Origin of the sequence: Nocardia sp. CDC159 (assembly GCF_023740735.1) — a bacterium.
Classification (GTDB): Bacteria; Actinomycetota; Actinomycetes; order Mycobacteriales; family Mycobacteriaceae; genus Nocardia; species Nocardia pulmonis.
This window is the reverse complement of sequence record NZ_JAMRXH010000007.1, coordinates 169,852-184,827: the sequence shown is the minus strand read 5'-3', so window position 1 is coordinate 184,827 and position 14,976 is coordinate 169,852. Positions and strand designations below refer to the sequence as shown.

General features: G+C 69.4%; 15 protein-coding genes. 5 read left to right on the top strand and 10 right to left on the bottom strand.

All coding sequences use genetic code 11. From position 1 onward, the window contains the following. Positions 1-89: 89 nt before the first annotated feature. Positions 90-3,629 carry a bifunctional RecB family nuclease/DEAD/DEAH box helicase gene (locus tag NDR87_RS17885; RefSeq protein ID WP_251914036.1) on the top strand — a complete coding sequence of 1,180 codons (3,540 nt, stop codon included), beginning with the start codon at positions 90-92 and terminating at the stop codon, positions 3,627-3,629. A 1-nt stretch (position 3,630) separates the two neighbouring features. Here the strand turns inward: NDR87_RS17885 and NDR87_RS17880 are convergent, their stop codons facing one another. Further along, the gene (locus NDR87_RS17880; protein ID WP_251914037.1) at positions 3,631-4,455 is read right to left on the bottom strand and encodes an AraC family transcriptional regulator; all 825 of its coding nucleotides are present in this window, start codon (positions 4,453-4,455) and stop codon (positions 3,631-3,633) included. A 62-nt stretch (positions 4,456-4,517) separates the two neighbouring features. Here NDR87_RS17880 and NDR87_RS17875 point away from each other — a divergent pair, with 62 nt between their 5' ends. Beyond that, on the top strand, positions 4,518-5,414 hold the full coding sequence (locus NDR87_RS17875) for a DMT family transporter (RefSeq protein WP_251914038.1): 897 nt from the start codon (positions 4,518-4,520) through the stop codon (positions 5,412-5,414). A gap of 10 nt (positions 5,415-5,424) precedes the next feature. Here NDR87_RS17875 and NDR87_RS17870 read toward each other — a convergent pair whose 3' ends face one another. From NDR87_RS17870 to NDR87_RS17860, 3 genes are read right to left on the bottom strand one after another with little or no spacing between them, the layout of a single operon-like run. Further along, on the bottom strand, positions 5,425-6,264 hold the full coding sequence (locus tag NDR87_RS17870) for a DUF5753 domain-containing protein (RefSeq protein WP_251914039.1): 840 nt from the start codon (positions 6,262-6,264) through the stop codon (positions 5,425-5,427). Further along, positions 6,261-6,791: a DUF6879 family protein gene (locus NDR87_RS17865; RefSeq protein ID WP_251914040.1), complete on the bottom strand. Its 531-nt coding sequence runs from the start codon at positions 6,789-6,791 to the stop codon at positions 6,261-6,263. The genes NDR87_RS17870 and NDR87_RS17865 overlap by 4 nt, the downstream gene beginning before the upstream one ends. After that, a complete protein-coding gene (locus NDR87_RS17860; protein WP_251941176.1) occupies positions 6,769-7,017 on the bottom strand; it encodes a hypothetical protein in 249 nt (82 codons plus the stop codon). The genes NDR87_RS17865 and NDR87_RS17860 overlap by 23 nt, the downstream gene beginning before the upstream one ends. Before the next feature lie 320 nt (positions 7,018-7,337). Here NDR87_RS17860 and NDR87_RS17855 point away from each other — a divergent pair, with 320 nt between their 5' ends. Further along, entirely contained in the window at positions 7,338-7,526 is a 189-nt protein-coding gene (locus NDR87_RS17855; RefSeq protein WP_251914042.1) for a hypothetical protein, read from the top strand. A 117-nt stretch (positions 7,527-7,643) separates the two neighbouring features. On the opposite strand, the gene NDR87_RS17850 is transcribed toward NDR87_RS17855, so the two are convergent. Both NDR87_RS17850 and NDR87_RS17845 read right to left on the bottom strand, forming a co-directional pair. Further along, positions 7,644-8,813, bottom strand: a complete 1,170-nt coding sequence (locus NDR87_RS17850; RefSeq protein ID WP_251914237.1) for an amino acid deaminase/aldolase — start codon at positions 8,811-8,813, stop codon at positions 7,644-7,646. 52 nt (positions 8,814-8,865) lie between these two features. Beyond that, a complete protein-coding gene (locus tag NDR87_RS17845; protein ID WP_251914043.1) occupies positions 8,866-9,354 on the bottom strand; it encodes a TetR family transcriptional regulator in 489 nt (162 codons plus the stop codon). A 395-nt stretch (positions 9,355-9,749) separates the two neighbouring features. On the opposite strand from NDR87_RS17845, the gene NDR87_RS17840 reads away from it, so the two are divergent. After that, a complete protein-coding gene (locus NDR87_RS17840; RefSeq protein WP_251914044.1) occupies positions 9,750-10,493 on the top strand; it encodes a tyrosine-protein phosphatase in 744 nt (247 codons plus the stop codon). A gap of 6 nt (positions 10,494-10,499) precedes the next feature. Here the strand turns inward: NDR87_RS17840 and NDR87_RS17835 are convergent, their stop codons facing one another. Then, on the bottom strand, positions 10,500-11,735 hold the full coding sequence (locus NDR87_RS17835) for a class I adenylate-forming enzyme family protein (RefSeq protein WP_251914045.1): 1,236 nt from the start codon (positions 11,733-11,735) through the stop codon (positions 10,500-10,502). A 94-nt stretch (positions 11,736-11,829) separates the two neighbouring features. Further along, positions 11,830-12,624 carry an enoyl-CoA hydratase/isomerase family protein gene (locus NDR87_RS17830; protein ID WP_251914046.1) on the bottom strand — a complete coding sequence of 265 codons (795 nt, stop codon included), beginning with the start codon at positions 12,622-12,624 and terminating at the stop codon, positions 11,830-11,832. Positions 12,625-12,677: 53 nt separating this feature from the next. Here NDR87_RS17830 and NDR87_RS17825 point away from each other — a divergent pair, with 53 nt between their 5' ends. Continuing rightward, positions 12,678-13,706, top strand: a complete 1,029-nt coding sequence (locus NDR87_RS17825; protein ID WP_251914047.1) for a glutathione S-transferase family protein — start codon at positions 12,678-12,680, stop codon at positions 13,704-13,706. Here NDR87_RS17825 and NDR87_RS17820 read toward each other — a convergent pair. Further along, positions 13,688-14,089, bottom strand: coding sequence for a VOC family protein (locus NDR87_RS17820; RefSeq protein WP_251914048.1), 402 nt, complete (start codon positions 14,087-14,089; stop codon positions 13,688-13,690). The two genes, NDR87_RS17825 and NDR87_RS17820, sit on opposite strands and share 19 nt — an antisense overlap. Continuing rightward, entirely contained in the window at positions 14,086-14,931 is an 846-nt protein-coding gene (locus NDR87_RS17815; protein WP_251914049.1) for a helix-turn-helix transcriptional regulator, read from the bottom strand. Before NDR87_RS17815 ends, NDR87_RS17820 begins: the two co-directional genes overlap by 4 nt. Positions 14,932-14,976 lie beyond the last annotated feature (45 nt).

The window sequence follows — 14,976 nt, the reverse complement described above, 5'->3', positions numbered from 1 at the left end:
CGCTACCTCGACTGATTACGCTGTTGCGCGGCTCGGCACGCAAGGACGTGCGGTCGGGTGCGGGTGTCCGAGACACAGGAGGGCCGCGATTGATTCTGTTCGGTGATCGTGTCGTGTGCAGCACCGGTGACCTGGTCCAGGCGGCGCGCTGCGAGTTCGCGCTGCTGCGCGCGCTCGACGCCGAACTCGGCCTGGTCGGCCCGGCCGCTTCCGGTATCGATATCGGCCCGCTGCCCGCCCGGCTGCTCGACGAGCTGCGCGAACGATTCGGGGGCGAACCGCGGCGCATCGATCCCGTCGAGCCCGGTTCGCCCGCCGCAACCCTGGCCGCCCTCACCCACTCCCAGGAGCAGACGCTGAGCGCGGTGCGCGCGGGCGCCGATCTGATCGCGGGGCCGATCTTCTTCGACGGATCGTTCGCCGCCGGGTGCACCGCGCTGATCCGCACCCCGGCGCAACCGACGCTGCCCGCGACGCCGGAGCCGGTGGACGAACTCGCCTCACCCGCCGACCGGCTGCACCGCCCGGGCGGTGGCGAACCGCCGGAGCGGACACCGGTGTCGGAGGGGCAGCGTTCGCTGTTCCCCCTCGACGAGAGCAGCTACGAGCAGGTCATCGACGGCGACGCGCTGAAGACCTCGACCACCGGCCAGGACGGCTGGGCGGCCGCCCGCGCCGCGCACCCGCCGCCGCCCACCCCGGCGCAGACGCCCCCGGACGAACGGCTCGCGCCCGCGCCGGAGACGACCTACCAGCTCTACGCCGAGACCGACGAGCCGGTGGTGGTCACCCTGATCCGGCTGGCCGCGTGTGCGGAAGCCTTGCAGCGCAATGGATTCGGTGTCCACCAGCTGGTCCGCATCCGGACCGCGGGTGGCGAGACCCACCACGACCTGTGCGATGCCATGACCGTCGCCCGGGCACGCCGCCGTCGGGTAGCGGCCATCGTCGAGGCCAAACAGGACGAACTACTGCCCGTGCAGTGGGGCGACCGCCGCTATCTGGCCTGCGGCCACTGCCCCACGTGCACCGCCGAACTCGTGGCGGGCCGGGATCTGCTGCTGGTGGCCGGGATGCGCCCCGCCGTGCGCGCCCAGCTGCACGCGGCCGGGATCACCACCGTGGACCGCCTGGCCCGGGCCGACTCCGCCGTCAGCGGTATTGCGGCACAGACCTTTTCGCTGCTACACCGACAGGCCGCGCTGCAGCTGCGCCGCGAACGCACCGGGCAGCCGGTGTGCGCCGTCACCGATGCCACCGCCCTGGCCGCGCTGCCCGCGACCACACCCGGCGACGTTTTCCTCACCCTCGCGGGCACACCGCCCACGGTGGTCGGCGTGGGCGTCGCGCCGACCCGCGCACCGGAGGAGGGCGACCCACCGGCGATCCTGTTCCACGCCTTCGACATCGCCCACGATCCGGCGGCCCTGCTGGAATTCCTCGCCGATCGCCAGGAGCGCCACCCCGAACTGCGCATCCACCACTACCGCTCGCCCGCCCGGGAACTGCTCGCCGAGCTGTGCGCGCGCTGCGGTGTGGACTCCGAGATCGCCGACGATCTGCTGGGCGCGCTGCTGGACCTGTATCCGATCGTGCGGGCGGCGCTGATGATCGGTGAACGCTCCTATCGGCTCGCGGATCTGACCGCCCTGCTGGACGAGGTTCCCGAATTCGCCTGCGATCCTGTCGAATCGGAGTGCGCGCTGCTGCTGGCGGTGCGCGACCGGCTGCGCGCGCTGGCCGACGAACACGGCGTGCGGCCGCGCCCGGCCCCGCGCGACAGTGTGCCCGAGACGCCCTCGGCGGTGGAGGCCGCGCTGCGCGAATTCGCCTACGACACCGACGAACCGCGCACCCCCGCCCAGGACATCGCCGCGCTCACCGCGGCCGTGCTGGCCTACCACCGGCGCGAGCGCCAACCGCTGCACTGGGCACACGCCGACCGGCTGCACCGGCCGATCGACGAATGGGCCGACACCCCGGGCGTTCTGGTCGCCGACTGGGGCAGCGTGGACACCAAATGGCACAGCACCGGCCAGCGCCCGATGCGGCGCTATCTCAAGCTCACCGGTCGCCTGGGCACCGGCAGCGCGCCACCGCCCGGGACGCCCGTGCTCACCCTCTACGAGCGGCCGGTGCCGGGTATGACGGCCGCGCCCGGCCGCCGGGCGGTCGCCGCCGCCACCGTACTGGGCTGTGCGCGCGACGACGAGTTCGACGATGTGGTGCGGGTGGAGGAGCTGCTACCGGAGGGCTGCGCGCCCTACGACGACCTGCCGGTCGCGATCGTGCCGCGACCGCCCGGCAGCGACGAGAACATCGCCGCCGCATTGGAATTCACGGCCAATCAACTGCTCGGAACGCTGCCCGAGGCGCCCCTGACCGGCGCGTTCGACCTGCTGTGCCGACGTCGGCCGCGGCTGCGCTCGGGCGACTCGCTACCGGAGGTGTTCGGCGACCACGCCGCCGCGGTCACGGCCGCGGTGCTCGATCTCGACGACTCCTACATCGCCGTGCAGGGCCCGCCCGGCACCGGCAAGACCGACACCGGGGCGCGGGTGATCGAACGCCTGGTTACCCGCCACAGGTGGCGCATCGGCGTTGTCGCCCAATCCCATTCGGCCGTCGAGGAGGTGCTCGACGCGGTGGTGCGGGCGGGGGTGCTGCCGGAACTGGTGGCCAAGTCCGATGCCCAGGAAGTCGCGCCCGAATGGCTGGTGATCGATCCGGCCCGCTATCCCCGCTTCCTCGACAACGCGGTCAACGGCTGTGTCGTCGGTGGTCTGCCCGGTGATGTCGCCGATCCCGAACGTATTCCGCCCGGCGCACTGGATCTGCTGGTACTGCCCGACGCCGGGCATTTCCCGCTCGCCGACGCGATCGCCGTCGCGGGCAGCGCCCGAAACCTGTTGCTGCTGGGCGATCCCGCGCCGCTGCCCACCCACGGCATCCATCCGGAACCGGTCGCCGAATCGGCCCTGGGCCGCCTGGTCGGCGAATCATCCACACTGCCCCCGGATTTCGGTTACTTCCTGGATCGCACCTGGCGCATGCATCCGCAACTGTGCGGCCCGGTGTCGCGGCTGCGCTATGGCGACCGGCTGCGCTCCAACGAAACCGTGACGCTGGCGCGCGAATTGGCCGATATCCCGCCCGGCGTGCGGATGGTGCCGGTCGAGCATCGCGGCAACGGCACCGAATCGGTGGAGGAGGCCCGCGAGGTGGTGCGCCAGGTACGCGCGCTGCTCGGCCTGCCCTGGCGGCAGGGCGCGGTGATGCGGAAACTCCATCCACACGACATTCTGGTGGTCGCCCCCTATCACGCCCAGGTCGCCCGCATCCGAACCCTGCTGTCCCGCGCGCGCATCGAGGATGTGGTGGTCGGCACCACCGAACGTTTCCAGGGCCGCGAGGCCGCGGTGGTCCTGGTCTCCACCACCACCTCCACCCCCGCGGACGCGCCGCACGGCATCGAGGCGCTGCTGTCGCGGCACTGGCTGACCACCGCCGTCTCGCGCGCCATGTGGGCCGCGGTGATCGTCCACTCCGGCCTGCTCACCGAATATCTGCCCGAAACGCCCGGGGAGCTGGCCGATCTGGCCGCCTTCCTGCACCTGGCCAATCCCTAGCTCACGCCGTGCGGTAGACGCCGGGGGTGATGCCGTAGCAGCGACGAAACCAGCGGGTGAGGTGGGCCTGGTCGGCGAAGCCGGATTCGACGGCCGCCTCGGCGACCGAGCGGCCGCTCGCCAGCATCCGCCGCGCCGCGCGCAAGCGCAGCTGGCGCTGGAAATCGCTGGGCGCCAAGCCGTATCGGGCGCGGAAGGTCCGCGCCAGGGTGAATCTGCTGCAGCCCACCGCCGCCGCCAGCTCCGCGCTGGAGATGTCGTCGAGATAGCGCTCCCGCAGGATCGTCCAGGCGCGCCCGGCCAGTTCGGCCGCGACGTCGTCGCGCGGGTGCCCGGCCGCGCGGGGCGGGTGCCGGGCCCCGCGTTCGACCATGGCCGCCACCGTGCGCGCGAGGGCCTCGTCGCGGGCCAGGGTGGTGGCCGGGCAGCCGACGCAGTGGTACAGCCGCTCGAGCGCGCGCAGCAGCGGCGGATCGTGCAGCACCGGATCCGGGAACAGCGGCAGTCCGGTCGGCCGCCCGGCCCGATCGGCCAGCAACTCCGAGACCAGCTCCGGCCCGATATGCACGATCCGATAGGTGAAGCCGTCCTCGTGCCCGCTGCGGCCGTCGTGCGGCTCGTCCGGATTGAACGCCATCAGCATGCCCGCGACGCTGGCGTGCGACCCGCCGCGACAGCCGAAGGCCTGCACGCCGAATTCGGTGTAGCCGAACGAATACGCGTCGTGGCTGTGCGGATCGTAGACGTGCCGGTCGAAGTGCGCGGCCATGGCCTCCACCGGACGATCCGGCATGCGCCGATAGTCCACCCATTCCCGTGCCCGCATGCCCTGATCCTCGCGCACCAGCGTTCAAGACCGCCGTGGCCCCGGTCACCGACGATCTCCCGGTGCGAATCACACTCTCCCTGATCGTGGTGATGGTGCTGTGGGGCAGCGCCTTCGCCTGTTCGAAGCTGGCCGTCGGCGCGGTGCCCCACGAGGTCGCCGGATTTCTGCGGTTCGGGATAGGCACGCTGGCGCTGCTGGTACTCGGTATCCCCCGGCTCGCACCGGCGGACGCGGTGCGGGCGGGTGGGCTCGGGCTGATCGGCGTCTTCGGCTACAACGCCCTGTTCTTCCTCGGCCTCTCCCTCGCCCCGGCCGCCGACGGCAGCGTCATCGTGCCCATGACCGCACCCTTGCTCACCGTCGCCGTGACCGCGCTGCTCGGGCGAATCCGCCTGGCACGCACCCATGTTCTGGGCCTGATCACCGCGATCGTCGGCGGAGTCCTGTTCTTCCTCGGCATTCCCGCCGCGGGCAGCAGTCGGCTGCTCGGTGACCTGGCCTTCGTCGGCGCGGCCGTCTGCTGGGCCGGTTACACCATCCTCGGCGCACCGATGCTGTCCCGCCTGCCCGCCTTCACGGTCACCGTATGCGCAACGGCCGCGGGCACCGTCGCCCTCGGCATCCTCGCCGCACCGGCGCTGACAACCGTCCCCTGGTCGGACCTGAGTGCCGGATTCTGGCTCAACACACTGTATCTGGGCGTCCTACCCACCGCCCTGGCCTATTCGCTGTACTACCGCGCGGTCCACGCCGCCGGACCCGCCACCGCCTCCTCGGCCATGTTCCTCGTCCCCGTCTTCGGCCTCGCCTGCGCCTGGCTGCTCCTCGGCGAAACCATCGGCCCCCTGCAAGCCGTCGGCGCCACCCTGCTCCTACTCGGCGCCTGGTTCGCCACCGCCGCCACCAGGACAAGGCCAGCCATGATCACCGAACAGCCCTCAGCCCAGCGATCGTGAGCACGGGGAGCTATCCGGAACGCGCCGCGAGCGCCTTCCGGATCAGCTCCCGCGCCATGTCGCCGTGCATGGCCTGCTCCGACAGCGTGGCGAACATTTTGCCGTACAAGGCGATCTCACGGGGTTGGGTGATGGTCAGCTCAGCGGTGACCGTCTCGACCTGGACGAGTCGATTGTCGAAAATGATGAACCCGTTCGTGGCCGGTGCCTCGTAGTTCGCGCTCGCGGGAACGATTCCGAGCTTTACGCGCGGCAGGGTCATCACGGCCAGCAGCCGGTCGAGCTGTCCCAGCATCACGGAGTTGTCTCCCACGGTGGTTTGTATCGCCTGTTCGGCGATGATGAACGAGAACCGGTGGTCGCCCTGGTAGAGCACGCGCTGGCGTTCCATCCGCGCCGCTACGCCCGCGTCGATGTCGTCGGGTACGCCGTAGAAATCGATGACCTTGCGAAGCACCACCTCCGCATACTCCGCGGTTTGCAGGAGCCCGGGCACGGCGCAGGGCTCATACCAACGCATCGCGTTCGCTCTGCTTTCCAGCTTCACCGAGAGGCGTTGCCGACGCTGCGTCCCGGTACCCAGAAGGCGCCGCCACTCCAGGTAGGCGGCCTGAATGTTGCGGAGCGTCGCAATCAGGTCCGGCAACTGCTCCATGCTGCCGGTGTGCGCGCACCAGGCCCGAAGATCCGCCTCCGTCGGCGTCTGCTTGCCGTACTCGATGCGCGAGGTTTTCGATTCGTGCCAGCCCGCGAGTCGAGCCAGTCCACGGCCGGTGAGACCCGCATCACGGCGAAGCTCTCGAAGCCTGAGCCCGAGAGCTTCCCGTTGCTCGTGAGCGGCATTGGTCACCGCACACCGAACGCCGTGTAGTCGGCATGCGGGATCGCCGCCGACCACACGAGATCTCGAACCTCCCGGCAGTAGTTCACAATCCTCGGATCGTTGGTCAGCGCCCCACCAGCCCATTGTCCAGACGGCTCGAACACCGTGAACGCGACCGATTCTCCATCGAACAACCACCAGTCGTCGACCGTGAGCTGGCCAGGGTCGATCCGATTCCGGGGGAGATATCGAATCTCCTCTCCTGCTTCGATATTCACCTGCGCGACGACCAATCCCCAAGCGGTATAGGGCACATGTGGCACAGTGACCACACGCGCCCGCCGGACATGGACACCCCGGCTGGTCGTCTCCCGGACAAGCCTCGTCCACCCTTCCATCCATGCGAAGTCATCGGACTCACCAGCCTTGAAGCGTTCGAACGGCTCGAATTCCTCCGACGTTTCGTAGGTGTCCTGCACCTCGAGGTGAAACGCCTCCCGCTCGCAGGTGCGCAGGAGGTTGTCGAACTCGTCACCTTGCCGCAGCAGCAACACCGTAGAACTTCCTTTCGCTCACCGGGACCTCGATTGCCCCCTCATCTTCGGCCAGATCCAACCCCGACAAGGTCTCCGAGTCGGTAACCGGTCGACCGGACAGCGTGAATGTCCCTCTTCCCGTGTCGGACAACGTCACTCCGAGGAATGTGTCCGCCTCGACGAATCCGAGCAGTAGGTGCGGGATCTCCACTTTGCCCGGATCGCCGGTCACCCAGCCCTGCACGAGGTAGCTCCCGCGATCGGTGACGTAGAGCGACGGACACCCACCCTGATGCGTTCCGCCCTTGCCGAGAAACCGTAACCGCATGACCAGTCCTCCATGTCTCAGTATGCAGTGATTTGCGTCGAGCTCATTCAATGGTCGCTCGGCGCACTCGACTTCAGGCTGCATTGAACAGAATTCGCAAACTGCTGCAAGGCGCTGGTATCAGAGATGATCGACCGCATAGCGTCAGCGCTGGCACCCGGGGCCGGTAGAGCCCGGACTTGGCGGATTCCCGGCCCCGGGTAGCCCTCCTACAGCGACGGACGGGCGGGTCGAAGATGGATAAACCCTGGCCGACAAGGCTTTTCGAGTTCGATGGGGGCGTGCTGGAGGTCTACGACTACGGCGACGATCCCGAGCGGGGCCCAGGTGTCTATCTCGTGTTGTTCAACCGAGGCGAACCCGCCACGCGAGAACTTCGGCTCATCGAGGACCGGGACGACGAGACGGGCTCGGCGGCGTCATGATCGAGATCGACTGGCACATCGGACTTTTCATCGCGATCGCCATTCCACTGGCGGTGTTCGTCGTGGCGACGTTCTGGCCTGGGCGGGCGCCGAAGCGCCGGACTGTTCGAAGAAGCCTCAGCCGAAGTTCTGGCCCTCGCCGCGGTAAGTGGGGACGGTGGCGCGGGTGCCGTCGGTATCGATGAGGTGGATCTCGTCGAAGCGTTCGCACAGTTCGCCTGCCTTGGCGTGGCGGAACCAGACTCGGTCGCCGATGCGTAGTTCCTCCGCACCGGTCAAGGGGGTCTGGACCTCGCCTGCGGCCTCGGTGCCGATGAGGCGTAGACCGGTGGGCCATACCGGTTTCGGGATGCGGGACTTACCGGCGGGGCCGGAGGCGATGTAGCCGCCCGCGAAGGCCGTGGCGATGCCGCGGGCCGGGCGGCGCAGTACGGGCAGGGCGAAGAACATGGCCGGGTGGGGGGTGAAGGCGCGGTAGCCGTCGAAGAGGGTGGGTACGTACAGGCCGGAACCGGCCGTCACCTCGGTGACGTTCGGATCGGTGATGCTCACCTCGATCGATCCGCTGCCGCCGCTGTTGACGATCTCGAGTGCGCCGACCACCGAGCGGACGGCGTCGAGCACCTGCCGTCGCCGGTTGCCGATTTCGGCTGCCGAGGCCCATTTCACCAGGCGCACAGCGGGATTGGTGTCCGGCAGACCGGCGATCTGGGCCTCGTAGGTCATCACGCCGACCACCTGGAAGCCGCGCTGCTGGGCGATGCGGGCCAGTTCGGCGACCTGGTCGGGGGTGCGTAGCGGGGAGCGGCGGACCCCGAGATGGATCGGTCCGAGGCGCAGGGAGGCGTCCACGTCCAGGCAGATCCGTGGCCGCACCCGCTCGCTGCCGACCGCGGTCTTGATGAGATCCAGCTGCGCCGGATCGTCGACCATGAGGGTGATGGCCGCGCGCAGCGTCTCGTCGCCGCCGAGTTCGGCCAGCGCTGCGCGGTGCACGCTCGGATAGCCCAGCAGGATGTCGCGCGCCCCGTGGCGGGCCAGCCAGATCGCCTCCGGCAGCGAATAGGACATGATGCCCCGGAACCCGCCAGCCGCCGTGAGGCCGCCGCCGAGCACCTCCTCGAGGACCGCCCGGCAGCGCACCGACTTGCTCGCGACCCGGATCGGCACACCCTTGGCCCGCCGCACGAGATCGGCGACGTTGGCGCGCAACGCGCCCAGATCGAGGGCGGCCAGCGGCGGATCCAGGTCGGCGGTGGCCGCATGCAATCCGGTGATCGGCGACACGTCTGTCACACCTTCACTGAACCACGAAACTGGTCAAACGTCCAGGATCGATTCAGAGATCGGCCGCCTTGGTCGACAGGCTGGAGACCAGGTCGTCGAGCACGACCAGCGTCGTCTCGTCGTCGCAGTCGGCCAGCCAGCGCAGCACGGTGCCCTGCATGACGGCCACCGAATAGGCCGCCACGGCCTCGACCGGCTCCAGCCATTCGGTCCGCGACCGATCGGCGCACAGCTGGAGGAACGCCGCGACCTCGGCATCGAGATCCCGGAACAGCGCGGCCACCGTCGAATCGGGCGAGCACCCACCGCCCGCCTCCCAGCGGCGACGCAGCGCCGCGATGGTGGACTCGTAGGAACGCACCTGCTTCTCCGGCGTCGCCTTGATCGCGGGCCACAGCGCGCTCACCCCGGCATGCAGCAGCACCCGCAGCGCGCGGGTACCGCTGTAGTCGAGTGCGGCGGCGGCTTGCTCGACGGCCCGCTCGACCGCCGGTCTCGGTCGAAGAACCTGTATCACCTGTCTACTTGCACTTACGCTCACGACGACTCCCTCGGGCGAAAGAACTCGCGCACCTCGCTTGCGCGACTCGCTCAACGGGCTGCGGTCCTCACTGATCGCACCGAGCGCCAGCTCGGTCGACCCGTCAACTAGATCAATGTTAGAGGTTTTTCGGGGATTGCGACCGTATTCGATGCTTGTTTCCGGACCGAAGGAATGTTTTGTTACCGCTCCGGTACACCCTCGCGATCGAACGGAGATCCGGGGACGGGCCGCGCCCCGCACGCATCCCTCGGCCTCATCCAACCAGCAAACTTTACGGCGTGCTCCGAGCCGGATCGCACAGCTGTGGCCGATTACACATGGGCATCACAGATTCGCTCGTTCGATCGGATAACGACACCCAGCCGATACCGGCCCGGACATAGCCTGGATTTATGACCTCCGCACGACCCGATCATCTGCTCATCTCCGGCACCTTCAACTACCGCGACGTCGGCGGTCTGCGCACCGCGAGCGGTGCGAAGGTCCGCAGCGGGGTGCTGCTGCGGTCGGCACATCTGTGCCGGCTCGACGCCGACGGGCACGCCACCCTGCGTGAGCTCGGCGTGGCGACCGTGCACGACCTGCGCGGCCCGCGCGAGATCGACTACCTCGGCCAGGACGCGCTACCCCGGGAGGTGCGGCTGGAGTTGAGCCCGTTCGACTCCCAGATCGGCGAGAAGCCGCCGCACGAGGTGGTCTACGACGACGGCCGCTCGGAGATGCTGCAGGTGTACGCGGCCTTTCCGGCCATGCCCGAGGCCGGAGTCGCACTGGTGACGATCGCGGAGTCGCTGGTCCGCGGCGACGGCGCGGTGCTCGTGCACTGCGCTGCCGGTAAGGACCGCACGGGCTGGGCGGTGGCCACTCTGCTGCGCGCGGTCGGGGTCACCGAATCCGAGGTGCTCGACGACTATCTGCTGAGCAACGGGGCCATCGACGCACTGTGCGAGGACGTCGCCATCAATTCCGACGGCAAGGTGACGCTGCCGGAGGCGGTGCTCGGCGTCTTCCCGGAATACCTGGCCGCCGCGACCGAATCGATGCACACCATCTACGGCGACCTGGACGGCTACCTCGACGCGATCGGCCTCACCGATCCGCTGCGCGGCCGCCTGCGCGAGCGCCTGCTGGAGTGAGGTCGGTCATTCGGCCCGGTGCACCAGCCCGTCCGCGTCGATGTCGACCTGGTTCCCGGTGTGGAACCAGGTTCCGGTGAAACGGGATTCGGTGGTCTGCGGATCGTTCCAGTACCGGCGGGTCACATTCGGACCACGGCACAGCAATTCCCCGTGGCCGGATCCGGCGCGCGGCCCCCACAGCGCCAATTCGGTTCCGCCGAAGGGGAATCCGAGCAGATCGGTGGCCTGACTCTCGCCGCAGTCCGCCAGCGCCAGACCGATACCGCTGGTCTCGGTCGCACCCCACACCGACCACTGGCGGGCCAGCGGAAACACCTCGCGCAACGCGTCGGTGACCACCTCGGCGGTGCCCGGATCGGTGGCCGCGACCTCGGCGCGGTGCCCGGCGCTGCACACCTGGCTCACCCCGGGGGCGCGCAGCCCGGCCAGCTCCGGCAGCAGTCCGGCGAAGATGCGCGGCGTGGCCGAAACCATATCGATCCGCTCGGCCACAATGGTTTCCGCGATCAGCGTCGGATCCGGCGTCAGCACCACCGTGCCGCCGACGGCGAAGGTCGGCAGCAGCTGATCCACGCAGCCGCTGGCGTGCGCGAGCGGCAGCAGCACCAGATTGCGCAGCCCATCGGTCGGCAGATCGAGCGCGCCGACCACCGAGCGGATCGCCGAGAGCAGATTCTCGTTGGTCAGCTCCACACCCTTCGGGCCGATCGAATCCCCCTGGGCGACACCGCCGCTGGTGTAGCACAGCAGCGCCAGCTCGGTCAGCGACGCGCCGTCGTCGATGAACGCCGCCCCGTCGGGAAACTCCTGCGCCGATCCGCTCAGGACGAAATCGGCGCAGCTGTCGGCGATCACGCGCCGCGCGGTGTCCTCGGGCAGGCCGTCGTGCACCAGCACCGGCACGGCGCCGGACAGCAGCGCGCCCAGGAACGCCTGCACCCAGCGCACCCCGACCGGCAGGTGCACCGCGACCCGATCGCCGTAGCCGATGCCGTGTTCCTGCAGTCCGCCCGCGATCCGGGAGGCCGAATGCCACAGCTGGCGATAGGTCAGCCGCGGACCGCCGATCTCCACCACCGCCTCACGCGTGGAAAACGCGTGTACCTGCACATCGAGCAGTTCGGTGAGCGCCGGATTGAGGTTGCCGTACCGCAGCACCCCGTCGGCCCCGCGGGCAAGTGGGCCGAATTCCGTTGGGCGACAATCCCGCTGCGGGTATTCGACCAGTAGCTGCGCCATGCGTTCCTCCGAGTGCCTCGATCCGGCAGGCACCTGTGACTATATGACGCAGGTCACAAGCATGGGCGGATAGGCGATAAACGTGTCCGCCCCATCACCGCCCGGTGTAGCTCGCCCGGCCGGGTCCCACCGCGAGGAAGCTGCGCACCGCACCGCGCAGATCCTCGGTGCCGAACAACTCGCCCGAGACCTGCGGGGTGACCGAATCCGCATGTGCCACACCGCCGGAACGCCAGGCGGCCACGATCTGCTTGGTCGCCGCGTGGGCACGGGTCGGACCGTCGGCCAGCCGGGCGGCCAGCGCCCGCGCGGCGGAGTCCACATCCTCGTGCACGGCATTGACCACGCCCCAGTCGGCCATCGTCGCCGCGTCGTAGAGGTCACCGGTCATCACCAGTTCCCGGGCGCGTCCCGAACCCGCCCGCTCGGCCAGCCGCTGCGGGCCGCCCATCGAGGGGGTCAGCCCCACCACGGTCTCCACCAGACCGAATTTGGCCTTGGGCCCGGCCAGCAGAATGTCGCAGGCGAGCGCGATCTCGAAGGCCGCGGTGAGGGTGAGCCCGTGCGCGGCGAACACCACCGGGCACGGCAGCGCCTCGAGCGGATGGACGATCCGCGCGAACAGCGTGCGCCACAGTTCGGCGCCCTCGTCGACCGACAGTCCGTCGAAGACGTGCACATCCACGCCCCCGGAGACCAGCTTGCCCTCGGCGCGCAACAACACCGCGCGCGGCGGGGCGGCGGCCAGATCGGCGATATCGGCCGCCAGCGATTCCATCAGCGCCTTGTCGAACAGGTTCAGCGGCGGATTGTCGATCGTGAGAACGGCCAGCTGGGCGCCCCGGTCGGTGTCGATACGTTCCAGCCTCGTCGGTTTCGAATCGCTCATCCGCCGAATCTATCCAGCCCACCACCGCGACGGAAGCGTGGAAGACTGGGCTGGTGACTACCTCGTCGTCCAACGATGCCACCTATGTGGAACCCGGCGAGTTCAAGCGGGACACCAACTACATCACCACGCGCATCACCGCCGACGGCCGCGACGGCTATCCGGTGGAGCCGGGCCGCTACCGGCTCGTCGCGGCGCGGGCCTGCCCGTGGGCCAACCGCACCCTGATCGTGCGACGGCTGCTCGGCCTGGAGGATGTGCTGTCCCTGGGCCTGTGCGGGCCGACCCACGACAAGCGCAGCTGGACCTTCGATCTGGATCCCGGCGAGGTGGATCCGGTGCTGGGCATCCACTTCCTGCGCGACGCGTATCTGAAGCGCTATCCGGACTATCCGCGCGGCATCACGGTCCCGGCGGTCGTGGACGTACCGACCGGGCAGGTCGTCACCAACGACTACGCGCAGCTGACCCTCGACTTCTCCACCGAGTGGGCGAAATTCCATCGCGAGGGCGCGCCGCGCCTGTATCCCGAACCGCTGCGCGCGGAGATCGACGCGGTGAACAAGCGGGTGTACACCGAGGTCAACAACGGGGTCTACCGCTGTGGCTTCGCCGGTGACCAGAATGCCTACGAGGCGGCCTATGATCGGCTGTTCATCGCGCTGGACTGGCTGTCCGATCGCCTGGCGAAGCAGCGATATCTGGTGGGCGACACCATCACCGAGGCCGATGTGCGGCTGTTCACCACGCTGGTCCGCTTCGACGCGGTGTACCACGGGCACTTCAAATGCAACCGCCGGAAACTGTCCGAGCTGCCCGTGCTGTGGGCCTATGCGCGAGATCTGTTCCAGACCCCCGGCTTCGGCGACACCGTCGACTTCGTGCAGATCAAACAGCACTACTACATCGTGCACGCCGACATCAATCCGACCCGCGTGGTGCCGAAGGGTCCGGACCTGTCCGGCTGGTGGACGCCGCACGGCCGGGAGGCATTGGGCGGCAGGCCGTTCGGCGACGGCACCCCACCCCCGCCGCCGCTACCGGCCGAGCGGGTGCCCGCCGCTCACTCGGCCCCGGCGTAGGTGCCGAAGCTCCAGATCACGCCCTCGGGATCGCGGCAGGTGAAACCGCGCGAGCCGTACTCCTCGTCGCGCAGCTCCCGGGTGATGGTCGCCCCGGCGGCCTTGGCCCGCTCGTACAGCTCATCCGGATTGTCCACGACGACATAGGCCGAGCCCACCCCGGCGGGATGATCGCACAGCGTCGCCCCGACGCCCTGCGAGCCGAGCATGATGCCGCCGCCGCCCGGCCAGACCAGTTCGGCGTGCTCGACGCGATCGCCGCTGTCGTAGCGGGCGGTCTGGACGAAGCCGAAGGCCTCGGTCAGGAATTCGATCGCGGCGGGCGCGTCGCGGTAGACGAAGGTCGGCCAGATCACGGTGGCTGTTCTTGTCGTCTCGGTCATGCCGTCGAGCATGGCAGCGGGTACCCGGCCTGGTCTTGGATGAATGGGAACTCCTCGCTGGCCAGCCAGCGCGAGGGCGGCATACCCGCCAGCTCGCGCCACTCCCGCGCCATATGCGCCTGGTCGTAGTAGCCACTCGCCGCCGCCGCGTCGGCGATGCGCACGCCGGGTCGGCGCAGCAGGCGATGGGAGGTCTCGAAGCGGGCCAGCCGGGCGGCGTCCTTGGGCGTGATGCCGAATTCGGCGGCGAACCGGCTGCCGAGATGTCTTCTGCTCCATCCGATCTCCTCGGCCACCTCGCCGACGCGGGGTGCGCGGACCGGATCGATCAGCCGCCGCCAGGCATGGTGCAGAGTGGGATCCATCCGCACCTCGCCCAGCCTGCGCAGCAGGATCTTGTCGAGGACGGCGAAGCGCCCCGTCCAGTCGGGAGTGGCCGAGATCCGCTCGCGCAGTTCGGCGGCGTCCGGGCCGAGCAGATCGGCGAGGTCGACCATCCACGCGCCGAGCTCGGCCACCGGCACACCGAACAGCGCCCGCGATCCGAGCGGCGTCACGGCCAGTTGTATCCCGTGCTGGTAGCCCCGGTGCGCGATCACGCTCGGCCGCACCGCCAGTCCGCTCGCCAGGGTGTCCCAGGTGCCGCCGGGCTGGTCGGGATGGGCGGCCACCGGCACCTCGAGCGGCTCGTCGATGGTGACGATGACCGTCAGCGCGGTGGTGGGCATGCCGATGTGATGGCCCGGCGCGAATCCGCGCAGCCGATAGCCGTCGTAGCCGCCGACGAACGGGCGCAGGCGCGGGTCCGGCAAACCCTTGGCGCCCTCCGACACACCGTTCACGGTTCCACGGTAGGACGTTCGGACGGAACCGTCTCGGCGAATCCG